This is a genomic window from Amycolatopsis sp. NPDC050768 (genome assembly GCF_040654155.1).
In the GTDB taxonomy this organism is placed as follows: Bacteria; Actinomycetota; Actinomycetes; order Mycobacteriales; family Pseudonocardiaceae; genus Amycolatopsis.
The window spans coordinates 1,089,969-1,112,920 of the sequence record NZ_JBFAHL010000001.1 but is presented as its reverse complement, the minus strand read 5'-3'; the positions used below and the strand labels follow the sequence as shown (position 1 = coordinate 1,112,920).

21 protein-coding genes are annotated in these 22,952 nt (G+C 69.9%); 10 read left to right on the top strand and 11 right to left on the bottom strand.

All coding sequences use genetic code 11. The annotated features are described in order from the left end of the window. The first annotated feature begins 22 nt into the window (after nucleotides 1-22). Nucleotides 23-1,006, top strand: coding sequence for a lysylphosphatidylglycerol synthase transmembrane domain-containing protein (locus AB0H62_RS05710; protein WP_266118261.1), 984 nt, complete (start codon nucleotides 23-25; stop codon nucleotides 1,004-1,006). 59 nt (nucleotides 1,007-1,065) lie between these two features. Here AB0H62_RS05710 and AB0H62_RS05705 read toward each other — a convergent pair whose 3' ends face one another. After that, complete coding sequence (locus tag AB0H62_RS05705; protein WP_220245607.1) at nucleotides 1,066-2,997, bottom strand: DUF6541 family protein; 1,932 nt, start codon at nucleotides 2,995-2,997, stop codon at nucleotides 1,066-1,068. Between the two features lie 293 nt (nucleotides 2,998-3,290). Between AB0H62_RS05705 and AB0H62_RS05700 the strand changes: the two genes are divergently transcribed. The 3 genes from AB0H62_RS05700 (at nucleotide 3,291) to AB0H62_RS05690 (ending at nucleotide 7,011) form a co-directional block, all read left to right on the top strand. Then, a complete protein-coding gene (locus tag AB0H62_RS05700) occupies nucleotides 3,291-4,829 on the top strand; it encodes a hypothetical protein (protein WP_220247286.1) in 1,539 nt (512 codons plus the stop codon). Continuing rightward, a complete protein-coding gene (locus tag AB0H62_RS05695) occupies nucleotides 4,826-6,196 on the top strand; it encodes a hypothetical protein (RefSeq protein WP_220245608.1) in 1,371 nt (456 codons plus the stop codon). Before AB0H62_RS05700 ends, AB0H62_RS05695 begins: the two co-directional genes overlap by 4 nt. 65 nt (nucleotides 6,197-6,261) lie before the next feature. Continuing rightward, the gene (locus AB0H62_RS05690) at nucleotides 6,262-7,011 is read left to right on the top strand and encodes a lysophospholipid acyltransferase family protein (RefSeq protein ID WP_220245609.1); all 750 of its coding nucleotides are present in this window, start codon (nucleotides 6,262-6,264) and stop codon (nucleotides 7,009-7,011) included. A gap of 250 nt (nucleotides 7,012-7,261) precedes the next feature. Here the strand turns inward: AB0H62_RS05690 and AB0H62_RS05685 are convergent, their stop codons facing one another. Next, nucleotides 7,262-8,047, bottom strand: a complete 786-nt coding sequence (locus AB0H62_RS05685; RefSeq protein WP_220247287.1) for an HAD family hydrolase — start codon at nucleotides 8,045-8,047, stop codon at nucleotides 7,262-7,264. A gap of 93 nt (nucleotides 8,048-8,140) precedes the next feature. Here AB0H62_RS05685 and AB0H62_RS05680 point away from each other — a divergent pair, with 93 nt between their 5' ends. Next, nucleotides 8,141-9,028, top strand: coding sequence for an LLM class flavin-dependent oxidoreductase (locus AB0H62_RS05680; RefSeq protein ID WP_360584330.1), 888 nt, complete (start codon nucleotides 8,141-8,143; stop codon nucleotides 9,026-9,028). Nucleotides 9,029-9,215: 187 nt separating this feature from the next. On the opposite strand, the gene AB0H62_RS05675 is transcribed toward AB0H62_RS05680, so the two are convergent. After that, complete coding sequence (locus AB0H62_RS05675) at nucleotides 9,216-11,228, bottom strand: DUF6541 family protein (protein ID WP_220245611.1); 2,013 nt, start codon at nucleotides 11,226-11,228, stop codon at nucleotides 9,216-9,218. An 88-nt stretch (nucleotides 11,229-11,316) separates the two neighbouring features. Between AB0H62_RS05675 and glf the strand changes: the two genes are divergently transcribed. From glf to AB0H62_RS05660, 3 genes are read left to right on the top strand one after another with little or no spacing between them, the layout of a single operon-like run. Then, nucleotides 11,317-12,540: a UDP-galactopyranose mutase gene (gene glf, locus AB0H62_RS05670; protein ID WP_220245612.1), complete on the top strand. Its 1,224-nt coding sequence runs from the start codon at nucleotides 11,317-11,319 to the stop codon at nucleotides 12,538-12,540. Then, a complete protein-coding gene (locus tag AB0H62_RS05665; protein WP_255638583.1) occupies nucleotides 12,533-13,093 on the top strand; it encodes a phosphatase PAP2 family protein in 561 nt (186 codons plus the stop codon). The genes glf and AB0H62_RS05665 overlap by 8 nt, the downstream gene beginning before the upstream one ends. After that, on the top strand, nucleotides 13,090-14,139 hold the full coding sequence (locus tag AB0H62_RS05660) for a decaprenyl-phosphate phosphoribosyltransferase (RefSeq protein ID WP_220245613.1): 1,050 nt from the start codon (nucleotides 13,090-13,092) through the stop codon (nucleotides 14,137-14,139). Before AB0H62_RS05665 ends, AB0H62_RS05660 begins: the two co-directional genes overlap by 4 nt. 5 nt (nucleotides 14,140-14,144) lie before the next feature. On the opposite strand, the gene AB0H62_RS05655 is transcribed toward AB0H62_RS05660, so the two are convergent. Next, the gene (locus AB0H62_RS05655; RefSeq protein WP_360584326.1) at nucleotides 14,145-14,786 is read right to left on the bottom strand and encodes a hypothetical protein; all 642 of its coding nucleotides are present in this window, start codon (nucleotides 14,784-14,786) and stop codon (nucleotides 14,145-14,147) included. 7 nt (nucleotides 14,787-14,793) lie between these two features. On the opposite strand from AB0H62_RS05655, the gene AB0H62_RS05650 reads away from it, so the two are divergent. Beyond that, nucleotides 14,794-14,976, top strand: coding sequence for a hypothetical protein (locus AB0H62_RS05650; RefSeq protein ID WP_360584324.1), 183 nt, complete (start codon nucleotides 14,794-14,796; stop codon nucleotides 14,974-14,976). 40 nt (nucleotides 14,977-15,016) lie between these two features. Next, nucleotides 15,017-16,408: a hypothetical protein gene (locus AB0H62_RS05645; RefSeq protein WP_360584322.1), complete on the top strand. Its 1,392-nt coding sequence runs from the start codon at nucleotides 15,017-15,019 to the stop codon at nucleotides 16,406-16,408. 4 nt (nucleotides 16,409-16,412) lie between these two features. On the opposite strand, the gene AB0H62_RS05640 is transcribed toward AB0H62_RS05645, so the two are convergent. The 7 genes from AB0H62_RS05640 to AB0H62_RS05610 all read right to left on the bottom strand — a co-directional run bounded on the left by AB0H62_RS05640 (nucleotide 16,413) and on the right by AB0H62_RS05610 (nucleotide 22,777). After that, nucleotides 16,413-17,048: a VC0807 family protein gene (locus tag AB0H62_RS05640; RefSeq protein ID WP_360584320.1), complete on the bottom strand. Its 636-nt coding sequence runs from the start codon at nucleotides 17,046-17,048 to the stop codon at nucleotides 16,413-16,415. A 165-nt stretch (nucleotides 17,049-17,213) separates the two neighbouring features. After that, nucleotides 17,214-17,828: a hypothetical protein gene (locus AB0H62_RS05635; protein WP_360584318.1), complete on the bottom strand. Its 615-nt coding sequence runs from the start codon at nucleotides 17,826-17,828 to the stop codon at nucleotides 17,214-17,216. Further along, on the bottom strand, nucleotides 17,828-18,544 hold the full coding sequence (locus AB0H62_RS05630) for a hypothetical protein (protein ID WP_220245616.1): 717 nt from the start codon (nucleotides 18,542-18,544) through the stop codon (nucleotides 17,828-17,830). The genes AB0H62_RS05635 and AB0H62_RS05630 overlap by 1 nt, the downstream gene beginning before the upstream one ends. Beyond that, on the bottom strand, nucleotides 18,541-20,064 hold the full coding sequence (locus AB0H62_RS05625; protein ID WP_220245617.1) for a WXG100 family type VII secretion target: 1,524 nt from the start codon (nucleotides 20,062-20,064) through the stop codon (nucleotides 18,541-18,543). The genes AB0H62_RS05630 and AB0H62_RS05625 overlap by 4 nt, the downstream gene beginning before the upstream one ends. A 2-nt stretch (nucleotides 20,065-20,066) precedes the next feature. Next, entirely contained in the window at nucleotides 20,067-20,579 is a 513-nt protein-coding gene (locus AB0H62_RS05620) for a YbaB/EbfC family nucleoid-associated protein (RefSeq protein WP_220245618.1), read from the bottom strand. 72 nt (nucleotides 20,580-20,651) lie between these two features. After that, complete coding sequence (locus AB0H62_RS05615; RefSeq protein WP_220245619.1) at nucleotides 20,652-21,407, bottom strand: decaprenylphospho-beta-D-erythro-pentofuranosid-2-ulose 2-reductase; 756 nt, start codon at nucleotides 21,405-21,407, stop codon at nucleotides 20,652-20,654. Beyond that, nucleotides 21,404-22,777 carry an FAD-binding oxidoreductase gene (locus AB0H62_RS05610; protein ID WP_220245620.1) on the bottom strand — a complete coding sequence of 458 codons (1,374 nt, stop codon included), beginning with the start codon at nucleotides 22,775-22,777 and terminating at the stop codon, nucleotides 21,404-21,406. Before AB0H62_RS05610 ends, AB0H62_RS05615 begins: the two co-directional genes overlap by 4 nt. Nucleotides 22,778-22,952: the final 175 nt, after the last annotated feature.

Genomic DNA, 22,952 nt, shown 5'->3' with positions numbered 1-22,952 from the left:
TGCGTTGTGAGGAGACTGGTCAGTGACGACCGTTCGAACGCCTGAGGAGGACTCTCCGGCTCCTGCGCAGCCGAAGAAGTCCACCAAGGCGAAGATCCTCGACGCGGTGCGGTGGCTCGCGATCGTGCTCGTGGTGGTCTTCGCGGCCAAGGCGCTCACCGACAACTGGACCGAGTTCTGGCACACGCTGTCCGATGTGGCCTGGCAGTCGTCGGTGCTCAGCCTGGCCGCGCTGGTGCTGGCGATCATGGTGTCGACCTGGGGCTGGCAGGTTCTGGTCGACGACCTCGGCAAACCCATCGGCTACATCCGTGGCGCGCAGATCTGCCTGGTCGGCTCGCTCGGCAAGTACGTGCCGGGTTCCGTGTGGGCGTACCTGCTGCAGATGGAGCTGGGGCGCAAAGCGGGACTCGCGCGGGCCCGCATTTTCACGGGTTCGCTGATCCAGCTGGGCGTCGGCGTCGTGTCGGCGCTGGTCGTGTCGCTGCTGGCGGCGCCGGCGGTGTTCAGCAACAGCCCGCGCGCGATGTGGCTGTTCGTGCTCATCCCGGTCGGCCTGGCGCTGCTCCACCCGCGCGTGCTGACGTGGGGCACTTCACTGGTGCTGAAAATTTTGCGGCGCCCGCCCCTCGAACGCCCCTTGACCTGGGCCGTGGTCCTCAAGACCTTCGGCGCTTCGACGCTGGCCTGGGTCCTGCAGGGCGTCCACCTGTGGCTCCTGGCCAACTCCGTCGGCGCGCCGGGCTTCAACGGCTTCGTGCTCTGCGTCGGCGCCATGGCCGTCGCGATGACCGTGGGCACCTTCGCCTTCATCCTGCCCAGCGGCATCGGCGTCCGCGAGGTGGCCCAGGTCGCCGTCCTCACGGCCAGCGGCCTCACCGTCGGCCAGGCCACTGCCTTCGCCGTGGCGTCGCGCGTCATGTTCACGGTCGCCGACCTCCTCACGGCGGGCTTCGCCGCGAGCGCGGCCTGGGCCACGAACCGCCGCATGGTCGCCGCCGCCTGACGCGGCTGGTCGCCGGCCGGCTGCGGTCCGGACCTCAGCCGGCTGAAAAACCCGCCGCCTCAGCCCTTCAACCGGTAAATCACCGCGTCCGAGTTCCGGTACACCTGCTCCAAGAACGGCAACCCGGCCAGCCCTACCAGCCCCGGCGACGCGTACGGCGGGTTCGGCGGCGCCATCGGCCGGCCCTGGATCACCCAGTGGATGTTGAGCCGCTGGACTGCCGAGCGCACCGCCGGGTCCGTCTCGTACTCGCGGAAGTTCCACGCCAGGTACAGCGCGTCCGAAGGGGGAGATGTGCCGTCGTCGTGGGCGGCGACGGTGCGGACGCCCGTGAGGGCATACGTCCAGACCGTGCCGTCGAGACGGTCGTTCATCGCCCACTCGCCCGGGGCCGCGAGGTGGCCGAGCTGGACCATCGCGGCTTCCTCGCCGGGCGTGATGGTCTGGTCGCGGGGGTTCGCGGAGCGGTAGCCGGAGGCGACGCGGTCGCTGTTCGATACCGCGTACAGGCCCTTCGTCGCGCCCACGAAGCCCAGCAGTACGAGCACCGCCAGGATCACCGACGGGACGCGCGGCGGCAGGTGCTCGCCGAGCCACTGCTGCACTGACGCCACGCCGTGGCCCGCGATGAACGACAGCGGCACGATCGCCATCGAAATGAAGCGGTACGGGTCGTCCCACCACGGTCGCGAAAACGCCATCACCAGCGGCAAGTTCGACGACGACACGGCGGCGTACGCGAGACCGGTGATCAGCGCCGTCACGCCGATCCACCGCAGGTCGCCGAGCCGCCGGAAGAAGATGAAGCCCAGCAGCAACGCCGCCGAAAGCCACAGCTGCGGATGCGGTTCCCAGTGCTGGAAGCCCAGCAACGCGCCGATCGCGGTGCTCGCGCGGTACTCGCTCGGCCAGCCCAGGTACGGCAGGCTGCCGTTGGCCAGGCCGAGCGCGCCGAACAGCTGCAGCCACGCCACCAGAACCGACGCCACCGCGATCGGCAGCAGCGCGAGCAGGTCGTGGCCGAAGCGGTGCCAGCGTCGGCCCGGGGAGAACCAGCGTTGCAGCAGCAGCGGCCCGGCGAACAGGATCGCGCCGAACAGCGTCGACGAGTGGATGCACAGCAGCCCGACCGCGGCCGCGACCAGCAGGAATCCGGTGTCGGGCGCCACGCGCTCCAGGTAGCGCCGCAGCACCACGGCCGCCAGCGGCGTCAAAGCCAGCCCCAGCAGGAACGGGAACAGCGGCCCGCGGTTCATCGACTCGTACGTGCTCATCACCGGTGCCGCCGACACGAGCGCCACCGCGCCGGCCAGCACCGCGCGGCCGCGGAACTCGCGCACCAGCACGACCAGCGACAGCGCCAGCAGACCCGGCAGCACGACGGTGTTCACGTCGAGCGTCAGCGGGATCGACGACTCGCCGGTCAGCGAGTACTGGATCGCGGCGAGCAGGTGGTACGCGTTGGGGTAGAAGGGCGGGTGGGCGTCGCCGTACCAGTTGAGCGTGCCCATGCCGAACAGGCTGCCGTCGCCGGTGGTCGCGATGTAGCGGACGCCGTTGGCCGCGTACGGCGCGTCACCGCCCTGCGCGATCGCGCCGAGGTGGCCCATGCCGCGCACGGCGGCGTAGAACCCGAGCCCCGTCGCCAGCAGCAGGCATCCGATCACGCCCCACTGCCCGCGCGCGGACCACACCCGCGGTTCCGCCACCGGCGGCCAGCGCCGCACCGTCAGCCGCCTCAGTCCGAACGCGACAGCCACGAAGACCACAGTGGTCACGCAGAACGTGAGCGTGTTGAACGGAAGCCCCATCGCCGCGGTCCACGGCCCCGCGAGACCGCCGATCGCGTAGCTCAGCAGCGGGGTGAGCCCGGCGAGCACCCAGCCACGCAGGCCCGCGGCCAGGCCGGTGAGCACCCCGGGCAGACCGACCACGAGCAGCAGGACGGCGAGACTCGCCACATCGGACAGCAGCGTGGGTTCGCTCGGCAACAGACTTCCTCGGCTGTGACGGATCCGCTCGGTACCTCCGGGTGGCGGATCGGAATCGGAGTCACAGATTAGCGGGCCCGATATACACCCGAACGGCTTATGTCCGAGAAGCGTAGGGAAGCGATTGACTGGACCAGCGTGAAGTGACGGCCGGAACCGCCAGACAACGCTGTGTATTCCGGCCAATTGCTCACCCGAAAGTGAGGTTTCGTCGCGGGGATTCACCGTGACAGCAGGTGGCGTCGGGGTGGCGGCCGGTGGGGACCGGCCGGGGGCTGGAGGCAGGGGGTCGCGTGGTCTACGCGGTCGTGGGGGGCTGGCTGGTGCTCGGCGCGCTCGTCGTCGCGACCTGGCGCCGGATCGCCACCGACGCCGGGTGGCGGGCGTTCGTGCTGGTGCTCGTGCTCGCGTTTTCGCTGGTGCACCAGCTGTTGTTCGCCACCGTGACCGAAGACGCGCTCGTCACCTTCCGTTATGCGCAGAACATCGCCGACGGCAACGGGCCCGTGTTCAATCCCGGTGACCGGACCGAGGGTTACGCGAATTTCCTGTGGCTCGTGGTGATCGCGTTGCCGCGCGCGGCATTCGGCGCGGATATCCCGACGTCGGCCGTTGTACTGGGTGTTGTCGCGGTGTTGGGGTGCGTTCTTCTCGCGTACTTCCTCACCAATCGCATCGTGCGCCTCGCGCTGCCGGAAGGCGCGGAACCGCAGCCCGCGATCGGTGTCGCGGCGGCCGTGCTGACGGCCGGCGCGAGCGGCCTCGCCGTGTACGGGCCGTCGGGCACCGAGCTGCCGATGTTCGTGCTGCTGGTGCTGGCCGTGGCCTACGCGCTGGTCGCCCGCCGGTCCGTGGTGGCGGGGGTTCTCGTGGCCGGCGCGGTGATGACCCGGCCGGAAGGTCTGGTGCTCGCCGTCGTCGCGGGGCTGTGGCTGGCGCTCGCCGCCGCGCGCGGCCGGCACGACTGGTGGACGCCGGCGGGCTACGTGCTGGGCGCGCTGGTGTTCCTCGTGCCGTGGACGGCCTGGCGCGCCACGTACTACCACCACTTCCTGCCCGACTCCGCCGTGCGCGTCCTCGGCCCCGACTGGCGTTACCTCGCGGGATTTTCACTGGCACACCTGGGTTTCCTGGTGCTTGCCGTTGCCGCTGTGGTGGGGTTGCTCGCACTGCGCACGCCCGAACGCGCGGCCGAACCGCGCGCGGCGCTGTGGCTGCTGTTCGCGTTGGCCTTGTGCTTCACGGTTTTCGTGGTCGTGCTCGACGGCGACACCGGCCCGTCGTGGCGGCTGCTCGTGCCTGTGCCGCCGCTGCTGGCCGTCGCTGCGGTGGGCGCGTACGGCGTCCTGACGGCCGCGAACCCGTCACCGAAGCCGCGCACGGTGTCGCATCTGGTGCCGGTGGTGGCGGCCGTGCTGACCGGGTTCGCGGTGCTCGTGTCGGTGGTGAGCCCGGACGTGCTCAAGAGCGTGCGGGCGTGGCACACCGACAGTGCACAGCTCGCGGAAGTCGGCGACTGGCTCGCTTCGTACCTGCCGCCCGGCTCCGTGGTGAGCGCCGGCGCGCCGGGCGCCATCGCCAGCCGCGCGGGCTCGCGGCTGCTGGTGGGCACCAACCTGATGCGCGCAACGGTGGCCGTCCCCGAGGAATCCGGCTACGCCAAGAGCCAGCACTGCGCCGCCGACACCCGCGCCTGGTACCGCGTCGCGACGTTCCGCCGCACCGGCACGCCGTTCTGGATCTCCGTGTACCCGCGCGCAGACGAGGCCAGCCTGCTCATCGACTACCTCGATCGAGCACCGGACTTCCAGTACGTATCGTGCCCGGGATGACGGTGGCGCGCCGGTCCACGGCCCTCGGGTTCGGGGTCTTCGGCGTGTCCCTGGCCGTGTTGCTGGTGCGCTTTCTCGTGCCGCGCCCCGTGTCCATGTCCGACAACGGCGACGGCTTCCGCGTCCTGTGCGGCGCCGGCATCACGTGGACCAGCAAGCCGGAGCAGTACGTCCACCTGGTGTACGAGGCCACACCCGGCGGCTGCGACCCGACGTACCAGCTGAGCCAGAGCTGGCTCGCGCGGCTGGCGGTGGGGTTCGGGTCGCGGTCGGAGCTGAGCCTGGTCGCGCTCGGCGTGATTTCTTCGGTTGTCGCCGCGGCAGCGGTGGCCGTGGTGGTGGCCGGGTTGCCGTACGGGCCGCGGGTGCGCTTGCCCGTGGCCGTCGGTTTGCTGCTGATGGTGGCGGATTCGGCGTTTTTCGGCTATTTCTCTTCGACTTTGGGCGAGGGGACGGCTTTTCTCGGCATTTTGCTGGCCGTCGGCGGCCTGCTGCTGATGGGGCGACGGTGGCTTTGGGTCGGCGCCGCGGTGACCGTCGTCGGCGGGTTGATGGCGGTGAACGCCAAGGTGCAGACGTTGATGGTCTTGCCGTTGCTGGTCATCGCGGTGCTGCTGGTGACGCGTTCTCGTTGGGTGCCGGGGGTTCTCGTGGTTCTCGCTCTGGCCGGCGGGACCTGGTGGGCTCAGACGGCCGTCGCCCCGGCTGTCGCTCCCGACGGCACGGCGTCTGCCCGACCCGGCGACGACTCGCGCGACATCAACATGGTGAACACGGTGTTCCTGAACATCATCGACGGCCACCACGACACGGCCGCGGATCTGGCGGCTCTCGGCCTGCCGCCGTCGTTTGGGCAATACGCGGGCAACGGCTGGTGGCACCCGCATCCCGTGACGTTGGACCCGCAGTACGCGCAGTACCGCGACCGCTTGAGCCGGCGCGACGTCGTGGAGTGGTTCGTCACGCACCCGGACCGCACCCTGGGCATTTTGAACCGCGCGGCCGGCGATCTGCTCACGGCGCGCCCTCCGTACCTGGCCTCCTTCGACGCTTCGGCCGGCTTGCCGCCGGCAGCGCAGGAGTACCGGGTGCCACTGTGGTCTGGCCTGACGGGGTTGCTGGCGCCCCTGGGCTTGTTCGCCTTGCTGCCCGTGTGGCTCCTCGTCGGCTGGCGCGCGTGGCGACATCGGCGGGCCGCGCTGGGCGTCGCCCTCGCGCTCCTCCTGACGACTGCGGTGGGCCAGTTCGCCGTGGCCGCGTTGGGCGACGGGATCGAGAACGTGAAGCACCAGGTCGTCGCGTTGTTCTGCACGCTGGTGGCGGTGGTGCTCGGTTGTTGCCCGGCGGTGGCGAAAGTTCCCGAATGACGCGTTTCGTGCCGACGATCACTTTGAGTAGCCGCGAAAAACCTACGGTCCCGTAGCCTCGCGGTATGGCCGACTTCGTGTACCCGCCCGTGCTGGTTGCCGCGCGGACGATGTTCCGGGTGCTGGACAACCGCATCCGCATCGAGGGCGCGCAGCACGTGCCGGCGCGCGGCGGGGCGGTGATCGCGTGCACGCACGTCAGCTACCTGGACTTCATCTATTGCGGCCTGGGCGCCCGGCCGGCCAAACGGCTGGTGCGGTTCATGGCCAAGCACGAGATCTTCGCGAACCGAGTGGCGGGACCGTTGATGCGGGGCATGCACCACATCCCCGTCGACAGGTCTGCCGGCCAGGCTTCGTACGAGGAGGCCGTCGCGCGGCTGCGTGCAGGGGAGGTCGTCGGCGTGTTTCCTGAAGCGACGATCAGCCGGTCGTTCACGGTGAAGGCCTTGAAGACGGGCGCTGTGCGCATGGCCGCGGAGGCCGGGGTACCCATCGTGCCGATGGCACTGTGGGGCACGCAGCGCCTGTGGACGAAGGGGCACCCGAAGGACCTCACGCGGCGCCACGTGCCCATCTCGATCCTGCTCGGCGCCCCGATGCACCCGATGCACCCGGGGCTCGCGGACGACTGCGAAGCGGGGACCGCCGAACTGCGCTCCCGCCTGTCGGAGCTCCTCGACCGCGCCCAGGCGGACTACCCGGAATCCCCCACGCCCTCCGAACGCTGGTGGCTCCCGGCCCACCTCGGCGGCACCGCCCCTACCCCGGAAGACGCCGCAGCTTTGGACGCCCGCCCCGCCACCCGGGACTGACTTGCCACTGCCGCTGGCAAGTCGCCGTGTCGATTGGCAAGTGGGAGCGGCAAGCGGCAACTAGCCGGTGAAGTGGCAAGTCAGGCCTCGAGTGGCGAACTCCGTGCCATGGCAAGTGCGCTGGTCAGCGGCAACTCGTCCAGCCCGCTGGCAAGACAGATCGCCAAGTGGCAAGTCGCCGTCACCACAGGCAAGTACCGAAGCCAGCGGCAAGATCCCACCGAGATCCCACTCCGAGTGGCAAGACCGCCTAAAACCACCGCTCCAAAACCTGCGCCACCCCATCCTCCGCAGCCGGCCCCGTCACCTCGTCCGCCACGTCCAGCACTGCGCGGTGACCGTTCGCCATCGCCACCCCGTGCCCGGCCCACTGCAGCATCTCCACGTCGTTCGGCATGTCGCCGAAAGCGATCACCCGCCCGGCCGGCACCGAAAACCGCTCAGCCACATCCGCCAACCCCGTCGCCTTCGTGACCCCGTGCGCCGACAGCTCGATCAGCCCGCCCGAAGACGAGTAGGTGATGTCGACCGCCCCGTCCAGCACCGCCCGCGCCGCCCTCGCCATTTCCTCCGACCCCAGGCCCCGGTGGCTGATCAGCAGCTTGATCGCCGAGTGCCCCAGTACCTCGGCGCGCGGAGCCGTCCGGCCCTCGCCGTCGCCCCACGGGTTCCGGTACTCCGGCTCGATCACGAAACTCCGGACATCCGTGCTGATCCGCTCCGTCGCCAGCCGGCACCCAGGCAGCGCCTTGTCCAGCGCCGAGGCCAGATCGTTCAGCAGCACAGGCGAAAGCAGCCCGTGCACCGCCACCACCTCCGAAGAAGCGATATCCAGCAGCACCGCGCCGTTCGCACAAACCGCATACCCCGTCAGCCCCAACGGCCCCGCGATCGGCGGGATCCACCGCGGCGGCCGGCCGGTGCACAGGACGAACGGGACGCCGTCGGCGCGTACCCGTCGCACGACCTCGATGGTGCGGGCGGAAAGGACCTCGGTGGGGCCGAGCAGGGTGCCGTCGACGTCGGACGCGATCAAGCGGGGTTTCTCCACTGGCCCATTGTCCCCGAACCGGGCACGGGCACCGCCCGTTCGAGCGAATGTCGGTGGTTGCCGATACCGTCCACCCTCGTGCGAGCAGGCATCGTGATCCTTCCGGAAGATCGTTGGTGGGCGGCCGAGCCCAAGTGGCGGGCCGCCGAGGAGTACGGCTTCGACCACGCGTGGACCTACGACCACCTGGGTTGGAGATCCCTGGTCGACGGCCCGTGGTTCTCGGCCGTGCCCACCCTCACGGCCGCCGCCATGGTCACGTCCACCATCCGCCTGGGCACGTTCGTCGCGTCGCCCGTGGCGCGGCACCCGGTGCCGTTCGCGCGCGAGCTGATCACCCTCGACGACGTGTCCGACGGCCGGTTCGTGCTGGGCGTCGGCGCGGGCGTGGACGCGAAGAACTACGACGTGCAGGTGCTCGGCGCGCCCGACTTCACGCCGAAGCAGCGCGCCGACCGCTTCACGGAGTTCGTCGAATCGCTCGACGGCCTGCTGATGACCGACCGCTTCGACTTCGAGGGCGAGTACTACCAGGCCCACGGCGCCCGCAACCTCCCCGGCACCGTGCAGCGCCCGCGGCTGCCGTTCGTCGTCGCGGCCAACGGACCGCGCACGATGACGCTGGCCGCCCGCTTCGGCGCCGGCTGGGCCACCACCGGCCGCGGCGGCGCGACCACCGACGAGTGGTGGCAGGGCATCGCCGAGCTCAGCCGCGTGTTCGACGAGCGTCTCGACGCCGTCGGCCGCGAGCGCGACTCCGTGCACCGCTACCTGAGCCTCGACGCGGCGCCGGTCTTCTCGCTGAGCAGCGTCGCCGCGTTCAGCGAAGCCGTCGAACGCTCGCGCGAGCTGGGCTTCACCGACGTCATCGCGCACTGGCCGCGTTCGAGCGGCCCGTACGAGGGCCACGAGTCCGTGCTGGAGCAGGTCGTGGAGAACGTGCTGCCCACGCTCAAGGACAGCTAGGCCGTTCAGGTGACTTCATCCCCGCCGGGAAACCGATTTCCCGACCCGGGCGTCAAGCAGGTGAGAAGAGGGGGAGACGGCCCTTCACCGGGCCGCTCTTCTCACCCGTGAGCACCCCGGGGGTGCTGGGGAATGGGAGGTCCTCGTGGCCGCGGCCGGGGCAGCCGCGGCCACGAGGCTCACAAAATCACTTCACGATCGTGTAGATCACCGCACCGGGATTCCGGTAGTCGACCCGCAGGAAATCGAGCCCGTCCAGCCTCTGCAGCCCGGGCGCGATCGGCGTGTCCTTGCGGATCGTGCCGCTGCCCACCAGCACGTGGTGCACGTCCAGCCGCCGCACGGCGTCGCGCACGCGCGGGTCCGTGTCGTAGTCGCGGAAGTGCAGGGCCAGGTACACGGCGTCCGGATCGACGTGGCCGCCGCCGTCGTAGTGGCCGGCCACCGGGTGCACGCCGGCGATCGCGTACATCCACGCGGTGCCGTCCATGCGGTCGTTGAGCACCTTCTCCTGCGCGGGGATCCCCATCGTGCCGAGGTGCTCCATGGCGGCGATCTCGTCCGCGCTCACCGGCGGCGTCACCTCGCCCTCGGGCCCGTTGTAGTACAGGTACGAGACGGCCGTCGCGTTCGCGTTGCGGTAGAACCCGCCGGTCAGCACGGCCATCGCGGCCACCACGACCACGGCCGTCACCAGGCCGAGCCGAGCCAGCACCTGCGGCCGCGAGCGCACCCACGAGCCGCTGCGGGCCAGCCGCGCGATCCACCGCTGCAGCTCCGCCATGCCGTGGCCCGCGAGCAGGCACAGCGGGATCGCGGCCAGCGCCATCAGCCGGTACCGGTCGTTCCACCACGGCCGTGACAGCGACACCACCCACGGCAGGTAGCCGTAGCAGGTGACCAGCACGAAGAATCCCGAAAGCCCGATCGCCGAGAGCAGCACCCAGCGCATCCGCCGCAGTGTGAAAAACGTGAGCGTGCCCAGCGCGAGCAGCACCGTCAGCCAGATCTGCGGCCGGCTGAGCACCTGCTGGAACGTCACGAGCAGCTTCAGCGCGAGCGGGATCGGCAGGTTCGAGTTCCACGAGTAGTACGGGTACGCGCCGGAGGTGAACCCGATCGCGCCCAGGATCTGCGGCGCCGCCAGCACGCCGCTGACCACCAGGACCGGCAGCATCCGCAGCACGTCGCCCAGGATCACGCGCCACGCCGGCGTCTCGAGAGCCACGCCGTCCACGCGCTTGCGCCGCAGCGACCGGTACCAGCGCTGCACCACCAGCGGCAACGCGAACAGCACCGCGCCGAACAGCGCGCTCGAGTGCGCCGCGAGCAGCCCGTCGGCCGTCAACGCCAGGATCAGGCCCGTGTCGACGCCCGGGCGCACCAGGAACCGCTGCAGCGCCACCACGGCCAGCGGCGTGAGCACGATGCCCAGCGCGTACGGCAGCAGCCCGCTCGACACCGACTCGTACGCACCCGTCGTGGCGGCCGCCGCGACCAGCGCCGTGCAGCCCGCGTACACCGCGCGCCCGCCGAGCTGGCGGATCAGCGCCACCATCGACAGCGCGAACAGGCCTGCGACCGGCATGGTGATGGCGTTGAGCGTGACCGGGACGCTCGTGCCCGAGATCTGGTAGACCAGCGCGCCGACCAGGTGGTACGCGTTCGGGTAGAACGAGCCGTCGGGGTACCAGTTGATGGTGCCCATACCGGTGAGCGAGCCGTCGCCGGTGTCGGCGATGTAGCGGATGCCGTTCGCGTGGAACACGGTGTCCCAGCGCTGGAAGACGGCCGTCGTGCCGCCGCGCGCCGAGAGCACCACGGCGATCGACAGGCCCACGGCCACGACCAGGCACCCGGCCACGGCCCAGTGCGCCCGTTTGCTCCACTCGATCGGCGGCTCCTCCGCCCCCGGCCGCAGCCAGCCGCGGGCCATCAGCAGCCGCCGGACGCCGTACATGAGGGCCGCCAGACCCACGGTGCACAGGGCGGCGGATCCGACGTTGTACGGGAGCCCGGCGTCGGCGAGCCATGGTCCGGCCAGACCCGCTATGGCGTAGCTGACCAGCGGCGCGAGGCCGGCCAGCGCCCAGCCGCGCACTCCGGCCGCCCAGCCCACCAGGCCGCCGGGTATCGCCAGCACGGTCAGGTAGGTGACGACCGCTACCAAGTAGCTTCCCAAGGTGTCCGGTGCAGGCATGCTTCTCACGTGTGTCGGTGCGTTACGGCCGGCGGTATGCCGAGGTCGGTTCGGGCCACGGTGTCAGGACTGCGTACCCTGGGCGCCCGTGAGCGAGCACACGAACCCCGCCAAGATTACTGAACACGAGTTCGCCGGCTACGACCTCGTCGTCGTCGGGTCCGGTTTCTTCGGGCTGACCGTCGCCGAGCGGGCCGCGGCCGAGCTCGGCAAGAAGGTTCTGGTGCTCGAGCGCCGGAGCCACCTCGGCGGCAACGCCTACTCCGAGGCCGAGCCCGAGACCGGTATCGAGGTGCACAAGTACGGTGCGCACCTGTTCCACACTTCGAACAAGCGCGTGTGGGAGTACGTCAACCGCTTCACCGAGTTCACCGGCTACCAGCACCGGGTGTTCGCCAAGGTCAAGGACCAGGTCTACTCGTTCCCGATGAACCTGGCCCTGATCAACCAGTTCTTCGGCAAGTCCCACACCCCGGACGAGGCCCGTGAGCTCATCGCCAAGCAGGCGTCCGAGTTCCAGACCGACGCCGCCGAGAACCTCGAGGAAAAGGCCATCTCGCTGGTCGGCCGTCCGCTGTACGAGGCCTTCATCCGCGGGTACACCGCGAAGCAGTGGGAGAACGACCCCAAGAACCTGGGCGCGAACATCATCACGCGCCTGCCGGTCCGGTACACGTTCGACAACCGGTATTTCAACGACACCTACGAGGGCCTGCCCGTCGACGGGTACACCGCGTGGCTCGAGAAGATGGCCGAGCACGAGAACATCGAGATCCGGCTGAACGTCGACTACTTCGACGTGCGCGACCAGATCCCCGCGGGCACGCCGACCGTCTACACCGGGCCGCTGGACCGCTACTTCGACTACTCGGCGGGCCGGTTCACCTGGCGCACCGTCGACTTCGAGTCCGAGGTAGCGGAGACCGGTGACTTCCAGGGCGCCCCGGTCGTGAACTACAACGACCAGGAAGTGCCCTACACCCGCATCATCGAGTTCCGCCACTTCCACCCGGAGCGGGACTACCCGAAGGACAAGACGGTCATCTTCCGCGAGTTCTCGCGCTTCGCGACGGAAGACGACGAGCCGTACTACCCGATCAACACGCCGGAGAACCGCGAGAAGCTCGAGAGCTACCGCGAACTGGCCAAGGCCGAGGCCCGCGAGAAGAACGTGCTGTTCGGCGGCCGCCTTGGCACGTACAAGTACCTCGATATGCACATGGCGATCGGCTCGGCGCTGTCGATGTTCGACAACAAGATCGCGCCGCACCTCACCGAGGGCAAGCCCCTCGACGGGTCGATCGATGCTTGAGCAGCGTGCTGTTCCGGCCGAGGCCGGGACTCCCGTCGTGACGCCGGCGGCCGAACCGAGTGGTGAGGTCGCCGTGTTGTCCCAGGCCCAGCGCTTCCTGAAGAAGCCGGGCACGGTGCAGGTCGCGCGCGGGATGTCGCTGTTCGGCGAGCACAGCGCGGGCTGGTTCGCGCTCGGCCTGATCGGCGCCGCGGTGGACAAGCCACGGCGCAAGGACTGGCTCGTCGCGTCCGCCGGCGTCGTCGGCGCGCACGCCGCCTCGATCGCCGTGAAACGCGTGGTCAGGCGGCGTCGTCCGGACCACCCGAGCGTCGAGGTCCTGGTCGGCACGCCGAGCAAGCTGAGCTTCCCGTCTTCGCACGCGACGTCCACGACGGCCGCGGCAGTGCTCTACTCCGGACTCACCGGGCGTAACCTGGTCCCCGCCCTCGTACCGCCGATGCTGGCCTCGCGGCTGCTGCTCGGCGTCCACTATCCGACCGACGTACTGGCCGGTGCGGCCCTGGGAGGCCTCGTCGGTGGTCTGATCCGACGGAAGCTGAAGAGACGATGAGCGAAACGACCGACGAGCGTGCCGAGAACTCGACCGACCCGGCTGAATCCGCGAAGGCGGACGAAGCCGTGAAGGTCGAGACGGAGGAAGCTGCCGCTGACGCGGCCGCCTCCTCGACCGCCGTTTCGGAGCCGGCGACCCCGGCTGCCGCTTCGGCCGGCACGAACCCCGTGGCGCTGGTGCTGGGCGTGATCAAGACTGCGCGCCCGAAGCAGTGGGTGAAGAACGTGCTGGTGTTCGCCGCACCGTTCTTCGCGTTCTCGAAGGCGACCAACCGCACCGAGCTGGTCATCGACGCGCTGATCGCGTTCGTGGCCTTCTCGCTGACGGCCTCGTCGGTCTACCTCATCAACGACGCCGTCGACGTCGACGCCGACCGCGCCCACCCGACGAAGCGCAACCGGCCCATCGCGGCCGGGATCGTGCCGGTGCCGGTGGCTTACGCCGCCGCGGTGGTGTTCTTCCTGGCCGGTCTCGCGGTGTCCTTCACCGCGAGCTGGGAGCTGGCCGTGGTGCTCGGCGTGTACGAAGCCGTGCAGCTCGGGTACTGCTTCGGGCTCAAGCACCAGCCGGTGGTGGACCTCGCGATCGTCGGCTCGGGCTTCCTGATGCGCTCGATCGCCGGTGGTGTCGCCGGCGGGATCGCCATGTCGCAGTGGTTCCTGCTGGTCACGGCGTTCGGCTCGCTGTTCATGGTGGCGGGCAAGCGCTACGCGGAGATCATGCTGTTCGAACGCACGGGCGCGAAGATCCGGTCGTCGCTGAAGAAGTACTCGGCGAGTTACCTGCGGTTCGTGTGGGCGACGTCGGCGGCCATTCTGATCATGTCCTACTGCCTGTGGGCGTTCGAGATCCGGCAGGCGGAGCACGATTCGCTGTGGGCTGTCGTGTCTATGGTGCCGTTCGTGATCGCTGTGCTGCGGTACGCGGTGGACGTCGATGGTGGCAACGCCGGGGCGCCGGATGAGATCGCCTTGCGGGACCGGGTGTTGCAGGTGCTCGGGTTGACGTGGGTTGTGACGTTGTTCCTGTCGTTCTACCTGTGAGTCGTTTACCTGTGAATTGCGCTGGAATTTAGACAGCTGAGCTTCAGGCTGCGCACAGAAATACCGGTCATCCTCGGACGTGGGGGCGAGCAGGCCGCTCGTTCCCACTTCAGCCGGAGGAGCCGAAGATGAGTGACCAGGTCCCGCCGGAGCAGTCCGGTGATGGTGGTTTGCCGCAGGATGCGACGGCGGAGAGTTCGCAGCCCGGTGTCGGTGGTGCGGCTGCTGCTGGTGGTTCTGGGGATGACACGCACGTGACGGCGGAGAACCAGCAGCAGGGGGTTGGCGCCGGCGGGCAGCAGGCGCCGGGGCCGCAGCAGGTCCCGCCGGGACAGCAGCAGGCAGAAGCTCCACAGCCTGGAATGCAGCAGCCTGGAATGCAGCAGCCGGGTGTGCAGCAGCCCGGCGCGCAGCAGCCCGGCATGCAGCAGCCTGGAATGCCGCAGCAGCCGTACGGTCAGCAGCCTCCGCCTGGTGCGTGGGGCGCACCGCAGCCGGCTCGCCGGCCCGGCGGGTTCCGCCGGTTCGTGGGCAACCGGGTGACCCAGCTGGTCGGTGTCGGCGTCCTGGGGCTGCTCGTCGGCGGCGGGATCGTCGGCGGCGTCATGGCCGCGACTCAGCACGACGGGCGGCCGGGGATGTCGCACTTCCGCGATGGCGGTGGTGGTGGCGGGTACCGAGATTTCCGTGGTGGGCCTGGGTTCGGCCAGGGTGGGCCTGGTGGCCCCGGTGGAACTGGAACCAGCAACGGAACAGGAACCGGAACAGGGACTGGTGACGGGATCTGATCGCTCGGTCCCGCGCTGGCTCGTGCGCGGCCTGAAGGGACCAGAGTAGGTCACAGAAAGATCACGGCGGTTGTGTACGGTGTCGCGTGATGCGAAGCGACACCGTCGTCCGGCCGGCCATCGACAGGTGGCTGCCGCTCGGTGTCGCGGCCGTGTCAGCCGCCGTGTTCCTGCTGGCCAGCCGACATTTGGTCGACGACGCATACGTCACGCTGTCCTACGCCCGCAATCTCGCCCTGCACGGCCACTGGGGCCTCGTCGAGCAAGGCACGGCCAACACGGCCACCTCGCCGCTGCACGTAGCCGCTGTGGCCGCCGTGACGGTCGTTGTGCGCGACGCGGTGGTGGGGGCCGGCGTGGTGTTCGTGGCCGCGCAGGTGCTGCTCGCGACAGGACTCAACAGGCTCGCCGAAAAAACCGGCCTCCCGCGCCAGTTCGTGCTGCTCGCCTTCGCCGCCTTGCTGCTCAACCCGCTGCTCGTGTCAGCGGTCGGGCTGGAGGTGTTGCCTGCGGCGGCCGGTGCGGTGTGGATGCTGGTGTTCGCGACGGAACGGCGGCCCGCCGCGCTCGGGTTTGCCGCCGGGGCCTTGCTGCTCGTGCGGGTCGATCTGCTGGTGGTCGCGCTGGTGGTGTTCGTGGCGCGGCCGAGGTTCTGGGAGGGCGTCTGGCGGACGACGTTCGCGGCCCTTGTCGTTGCGGTGCCGTGGTTTGCGTTCAGCTGGTTCGTGCTCGGGTCGGCGGTGCCGGACACCGTCGTCTTTCAGCAGCCGACGGTGCCGTGGCTCGACTTCCCGGCCGCCACGCTGATTTCGTTTCTGCCGGTGCCGCTCGCGGCCATCGTGGCGCTGGTCCGCCGGGACGAAGCCACTCGGCCGTTCGCCGTACTCGCGGGGGCCGGGATCGTGCACTCGGTGGTCGTCGCGTCGCCTGATCCGTGGTCGTACGCGCCCGCGATCGTTGGTGCGACGGTGTTTCTCGCGGCGTGGATCTGCGTGACGCCGCACCGCGTCCCGGTGGCGGCCGCGGCGGGGCTGGTGCTCGCCGCCGCGGTCGGCGTGTATGTGGCGCCCGGTCTGCCGCGACGGTTCGCGCCGATCACGGGCAACCTCGCCGCGACGGATGAGTACCGCGAGATCGGCACGCAGCTGGCCACGCTGGCGAAGGGGCGCGCCGTGGAGAGCCCCGGCGAAACGGGTGCGCTCGCGTACGCATGCGATTGTCACCTCGTCGGCGAGTTCTCCGACCGCGGTGCCGTCGACCCCGCGATCACCGAGACGAAGCTGCGCAGCAACGAGCTCGGCCGGGCCCTGATCGAAGCCAACTTCCACCACTTCGACCACGGCGTCGCGCCCACGACCCCGGAACTGGTGCTCGAAACGACGCCGCGCGCGCCTCCGCCGACGGCGCTGGCGGCCTGGACCATCGACTCACCCCGCGCCGGCACGCAGCACCTCTACCTGGCGCCGGCGCGCGGGCAGTGACCGGTCAGCGCACGGTCGCCGGCCGCTGCCACACCGTGCGCATCGAACCCTCGCGCACGAGCAGCACCTGCGTCACCACCTGCAGGAGCACGAAGAACGCGATCGACACCACCGTGTCCAACGCGGGCACGTCGTCGATGGGCAGCGTGTACGCCATGGCGATGCTCACGCCGCTGTGCACCAGTCCGCCGACGCCCCAGACCACGGCGAGCACCCGCCACAGACGCCGGAACGACGGCCGCTGCTCCCACGCGTCGTCGAGCTGCGCGCCCTTGCCCGGCAGCAGCGTGCGGGCGGCCTCGTAGGTGACCGGCCGGCGGCCGATGACCAGGCTCGCCAGCAGCCAGACGCCGGCGAGCGAACTGAACCACGCGTTGCGCACCAGCAGCAGCCGCGCGTCGCCGGTGAGCAGCGTCGTCACCACGCTCACGGCGACGATCGCCAGCACGAACAAGCCCATCCCGTCCACTCGCCGCCGCGTGACGGCCGTGTAGAGCACGCGCAACGCCGGAGGCAGGCCGCTCAGCAGCAGCGCCCACACGGGCACCACGCCGAACGCCCTCAGCAGGTAGTAGCCCCCGACGGGTGCGCCGATGTCGATGAGCAGGGCGAACGCGGACGAACGGAAGTCTTTACCCATACGTCCGAGTCTTCGGGGGAACGCGGGCCGGAACCATCGTCGGTCCGGTCACCCGGCATCCACCGATCGGTTGATGCCCGTTACTGGTCCGGCCAAAAGTAGGCCGACCCCCACGCGGCACGTAACCGTTGCCACGAAGCCATTCGGCCGTGACTGTGGTCGGATTTAGTAGCGATCGGCACCGTAGCGGCGCGAGAGGGCTCTTCGCACCTTCATCGGCGCCAGCAGGTCACGCTGGGTCAGCGTGGAGCCGTCGGCGAAGGTGAACCGGATCCCCGGCTCGGGTGGGAAGCTGCGGCCGGGGGTCACGGCGTCGAGCCGCGCCACGACGTCGGCCGGGAACTCCTCGGCCGTCACGAAGAAGTCCTTCGTGTCCGGCTCGGCCACGAACTTCGTCGGGTACACGAGCGCGAGCCGCCGATCCGTCCAGGTCAGGCGCGCGGCGCCGGCGGAGAACGCCAGGTGGTCGGCGATCCGCACGGCCACGGCCGTACGCGCCGCGGCTTCCACGCGGTAGGCCAGCGACGGGTCGTCGGTCCAGTCCTCGTCGGGCAGCCCGGCGGGCGTCGGCCAGCGGCCCGGCGCCGTCGTGACCTTCACCGGCTCGCGCGCCGGCGTGTACGGCAGGTGCAGCGCGCCGCCGACCCACGCGACGACGTGGCCGTGCGCCGGCGGACAGCCCAGCAGCAGCCGTTCCTTCTTGCGCAGCCACACCTTCGCGTAGTCGCGCTCGATGATCTCGTCGACCTCGCCCGCCTGCTTCAGCTCCTGCGCGCGCATCACGCGGCTCCGTTCGTGCGGGCCAGCAGCCAGTCGAACGCCTCGGGCTCGGCCACGCCGAACCGCAGGTCGAGCCCGGAACCGTCCACAAGCGACATCCGCAGGCCCGGTTCACGGCCGCGCGAAGCCACGGCGAACCCCGCGATCTGCTCACGCGGCAGCGACGCCGCCACCTCGAACTCCCGCACCGCCACCGGCTCACCCTCGCGGTTGGCGCCGTACGTCTTGCGCCGGTCCGTGACGATCTCCGCCACGTCCTTGCCGAACTTCGCCATCCCCCGTCCGAAGCCCATCGCCTTGCCCAGCAACGACTTCTCCGGCTCCTCGACGGGCTCCGGCGCCACCACGACCCGCAACAGCAGCAATCGCGAGTTGGTCAGCACCCACAACGCGGGCCGCGCACCTCTCACCAGCTGCTCGGCGAGAAGCCCGGACCGGTCACCGAAAACGATCACGGCGGGTTTCGGCTTGGGGCCGGTCCCGCCGCTGCCGCTGTCCTCGTCACCGGACAACGCCGCGTCCACCACCCCGCCGGCGAAATCCGCCAGCCCCGAGCCGACTTTGCGCATGAGACTCTTCGCGGGATTGCCGAACTCGTCGAGACCACGGACGTCGTACCCGATGACACCACCGAAGGCAGCCCACAACAAACGTTCATGGGAATGCAGGTGTGGCCGCGCCTGCGTGGCGGCACCCAGGGGATCGGCGAGATTCATTCTTCGAGTGAGAACCCTCGGTCGGTCGCCTCGCGGCGCTCTTCGGCACTGTCGGTCTGCGACTGGATGTACCCGTACTTCACACCCTGCTCGATGCCCTGCTCGAGGATGTTGCCCTTGGCCCCGCGCCACGCCGCCTTGCCGACACTCGATGTGCCGCTCATGCCGGCCAGCCGCAAGCCGGTCTCGGTCAGGTTGTGGGTCAGCGCGTCGCTGCCTTCGGTCAGAGCATCGCCGATCACGTTGCCGTCGTCGTCGAGCATCCGCCGGACGTTCGCGAAGTGGTTGGTCGTTCGCGACATGCCCGTTGCGGAGTCGGCCTTCGTGAGGATCTTCGCGAGCGGGTTCTTGTCGATCAGGTCCGCCACGCGTTTCTCGAGGAAGTTGCCGTTGCGCAGGCCTTCCACGCGCTCCACGACCTTCTTCAACGGCCCCGTGCGCAGCTTCTGCAGGATCTTCTCGAGTTCCTCGATGAGCGGCCGAAGCTTGCCCAGCAGCTGCTTGACCTTCATCCCGAGCCGCCCGCCGGTCACCGCGACCTCGCCCGTGGTCGCGGCACCCGCGGCCCCCACCGACGCGCCGGCCGTGATCCACGAAGCCGCCAGGGCCGCGAGCCACTCGATGATCAGGCCCATCACCAGCTCTTGCAGGATGTCGATCACGATCTCCACGAACGCGTCGAACAGGTCCGCCGCCAGCTCCAGGATCTGCTGCAGGCCGCGCACCTCGTCCGCGAACGCCGCCGCGCCCTCGGAGAACTCGCCCATCTGCGTGCGGAACGCGTCGCCGCCGGAGCCTTCCCACGGCTCCTTCGTGAGGTCCGCGCGCTTGCGCTCGTGCTCGCCGGCGCCGTCGAGCCACTGCGCCACCTGCGCCCAGCCCTGCGCGGTGCTGCGCATCTGCTCGGGGTCGCCGATCGCCGGCTCCAGCACGAACTCCACGAGCGGGCTGATCACGATGCCGATGAGGAACCCGAGCCCGTTGTCGATCAGCGACTTCCCGGGGCTCGTCACCAGCTGGATCTGCTCCATGCGCGTGTGCACGGCCGCGATCGCCACGTCCGGTGGGCTGCTCGCAGAAGAAACCTCGGTCGACGTCGACAGCCACGAGCTGCCGTAGCCGCCGTTCTGCTCCAGGTAGCTCTTGCGGCCCGCGTCGCCCGCGTGGTTCACGTCCGACAGCGACCCCGCGCCGCTGCCGCCGTCGGCGAGCTCCTTGCCGAGCCCGGTCACGGCGTCGGTGGTCGCGTCCTCGTGGCCCTGGTACGCCTGCGCGGCCAGCGTGGTCTTGTCCGCGATCGCCTCCAGGAACGTTTTCGCCTGGTCGGCGAGGTCCTGGCACTCCTGCAACGAGTCGAAGTACTTGTACGCCATCAGCTCGCCGAGCGGGCCGAAGCAGTCGTCGCTCACGCGTGCCTGCTGCAGCAGCTGCGCGAGGCTGCCGAAGTGCCCGGCCGCTTCCTTCGAGCCGCTCGCGTGCGCGTTGAGCGCCGCCGGCTCGATCTTGAACCCACTGGTCACGATCACTCCCGCCGAAGAACGGGACCCCCGAAGTCGTCGTCTTCGACGGCTCGCGGGTTCGTCTCGTTCCGAGCGTTCTGCGGCGGTTGTGGCATTTGTGGCGGCTGGCCAGGCTGCCCGGGTTGCCCAGGCGCGGCCAGCGAGCTGGCGGGCGGCGGCGCACTCGGCCCGAGCGGCTCGACGTGCGCGTTGAACGCCTCGCGGAACTGCTCCGCCCGCTCACCCAGCACGGGCTCCACGGTCTGGTTCAGCGCCGCCGCGGCCTGCTGCGTCGCCGAGCGGATGGCGCCGAGGATCTCCTGCTGCAACGCGGTGTGCGAGCGCCGCATCGCCTGCGGGCTCAGCTGCAGCCCGAGCACGGCACCCGACGGGGCGACGGTGACCGTCACCGACCCGTCGGCGTTGCGGGCGTGCCCGCGCAGGTTCGCGATCTGGTCCTTGAGTTCGGCGGCGCGGGCCGCCTGCTCCTGGAACCGCTGGAGCACGGCGTCGAGCCGCGCTGCCTGGCCCGGCATGGTGGAACCCCAGAAAGGTGAAAGACCTTCGTGCACCATATGCGACGAAGGTCCCGCCTCGGGCGTTCCCGGTCAGATCGGCAGTTTCCGGAAAATCGGACGCGGCACGTGCCGCAGCACCGACATCACCAGCCGGAACTGCGCCGGCGCCCACACCAAGTCCTTGCCAGTGCGCGCCGCGGCCACGGCGATGTCGGCCACCTGCTCGGCGGTCTGGGCCAGGGGAGCGTCCTTCAGCCCGGCCGTCATCTTGGTCTTGACGTGACCCGGGCGGACGACGGTGACCTTCACGCCGTGGTCGGCGAGCGCCTCGCCGAGGCCCAGGTAGAAGCCGTCGAAGCCGGCCTTGGTGGAGCCGTACACGAAGTTCGAGCGCCGCACGCGCTCACCGGCCACCGAGGACAGCGCGATGATCGTGCCGTGGCCCTGGCCCTTGAGCTTCTCCGACAGCGCCACGCCCACCGACACGGCGGCCGCGTAGTTCACCGTCGCCAGCTCCACGGCCTTGGCGTGGTCCTGCCAGACCTCCTCGGGGTCGCCCAGCAGGCCGAACGCGACCACGGCCACGTCGATGTCGCCGCCGGCGAACGCGCGGTCGAGCACGGCGGGGTGCGAAGCCGTGTCCTTGGCGTCGAAGTCCACAGTGGACACCTCGGCGCCGCGATCCTTCAGGCGCTGTGCCGCGGCGTCGAGCCGGGGCGACGGACGCGCGGCCAGCACGACCCGCAGCGGCTTCTCCGCGAGGTACTTCTCCGCGATGGCCAGCGCGATGTCGGACGTGCCGCCGAGCAGCAGCAGGGACTGGGGGTTGCCAACGGCGTCGATCACAGTGCGAGCCTCCGGCTCATGTCAGAGGCGAAAACGCCTTCGGGGTCAACGGCGGCGCGGACCTTGCGCCACTCCTCGAGCCGCGGGTACATCTTCGCGAACGTCTCGGCGCCGGTCCGCGAGTCCTTCGCGGTGTACAGGCGGCCGCCCGCGGCGAGCACCTCGTCGTCGAGCTCGAGGCAGAACCGGCTCAGGCCGGTCTTGATCGGGAAGTCCACGCTCAGCATCCAGCCGGGCGAGGGCCACGACATCGGCGCCGGGTTGGCGTCGCCCATGCGCTTGAACACGTTGAGGAACGAGTAGTGCCCCGACGTCGCGATCCGCCGGCAGATGGCCTTGAGCTGGTCTTCCGCGCCGAACGGCACCGAGAACTGGTACTGCAGGAAGCCCTTGGAGCCGTACGCGCGGTTCCACTCCGAGATCATGTCCAGCGGGTGGTAGAACTGCGTCAGGTTCTGGACCTTGCCGCGCACGCCCTTCTTGGGCACGGTCTTCTGCCACAGCTCGTTGATCAGGCCGAAGGTGAGCTTGTTGCCCAGGCCGTTGGGGAACACGTCGGGCAGCGTCGCGAGCTTCGGCGCGTCGAACTTCAGCGGTTCGCTGCGCAGCTTCGCGGGCAGCTGGTCCAGCGTGGCGAGCGAGCCGCGCGAGAACGTGGCCCGGCCGAGCCGCGAGTCCGACGAGATCAGGTCCGGGACCGACATCGAGTAGTCGTAGTTGAGGTCCGAACCGTCGGTGAACAGCGCGAGGGTCTCGTCGAGGCTCGACGTGCGGTCGGCGTCCACGTAGAAATATGCCGACTCCGTCTTTTTCATCCGCACGGTGGCGCGCGTGATGATGCCGGTGAGGCCGATGCCGGCCACTGTCGCCCAGAACAGTTCCGCCTCGTCGCCGTCCGGCGTGAGGGCGCGGACGCGACCGTCGGCCGTGAGCAGGTCCATCGACACCACGTGGTTGCCGAAGCTGCCGGCCGAGTGGTGGTTCTTGCCGTGGATGTCGTTGGCGATCGCGCCGCCGATCGTGACCTGGCGCGTGCCCGGCAGCACCGGCACCCAGAGGCCGTGGGGGAGCGCCTCGCGCATGAGCTTGTCGAGGCTCACGCCGGCGTCGAGGTCGACCAGGCCGGAGTCGGGGTCGATCGAGTGGATGCGGTCGAGCGCGGTCATGTCGACCACCAGGCCGCCGGCGTTCTGCGCCGGGTCGCCGTAGGAGCGGCCGAGGCCGCGCGCGATGACCCCGCGAGGGCCGGCCGACGCGACGGCGGCCGCGATGGTCTCGACATCAGGCGTGCTCAGGACGTCGGCGACGGTCCCGGCGGTGCGTCCCCAGCCGGTGAGCGTGCGTCGCTGTGTGTCGGGTGTCTGGGTCACCCATCCAGTAAACACACTGGTGCGGAGCGCCTCCGTTGAGGGTGGTGGTGGGGGCACGGGTAGGAGTAGCCACGCCGAACGACGCCCGGAACGTGACCCTGAAGCGCTCGCTTCTACACTTTGCGCATCAAGGCACAAGCGTCCGCGCGTCAAAGTCGACACGGACAGGGCTTCC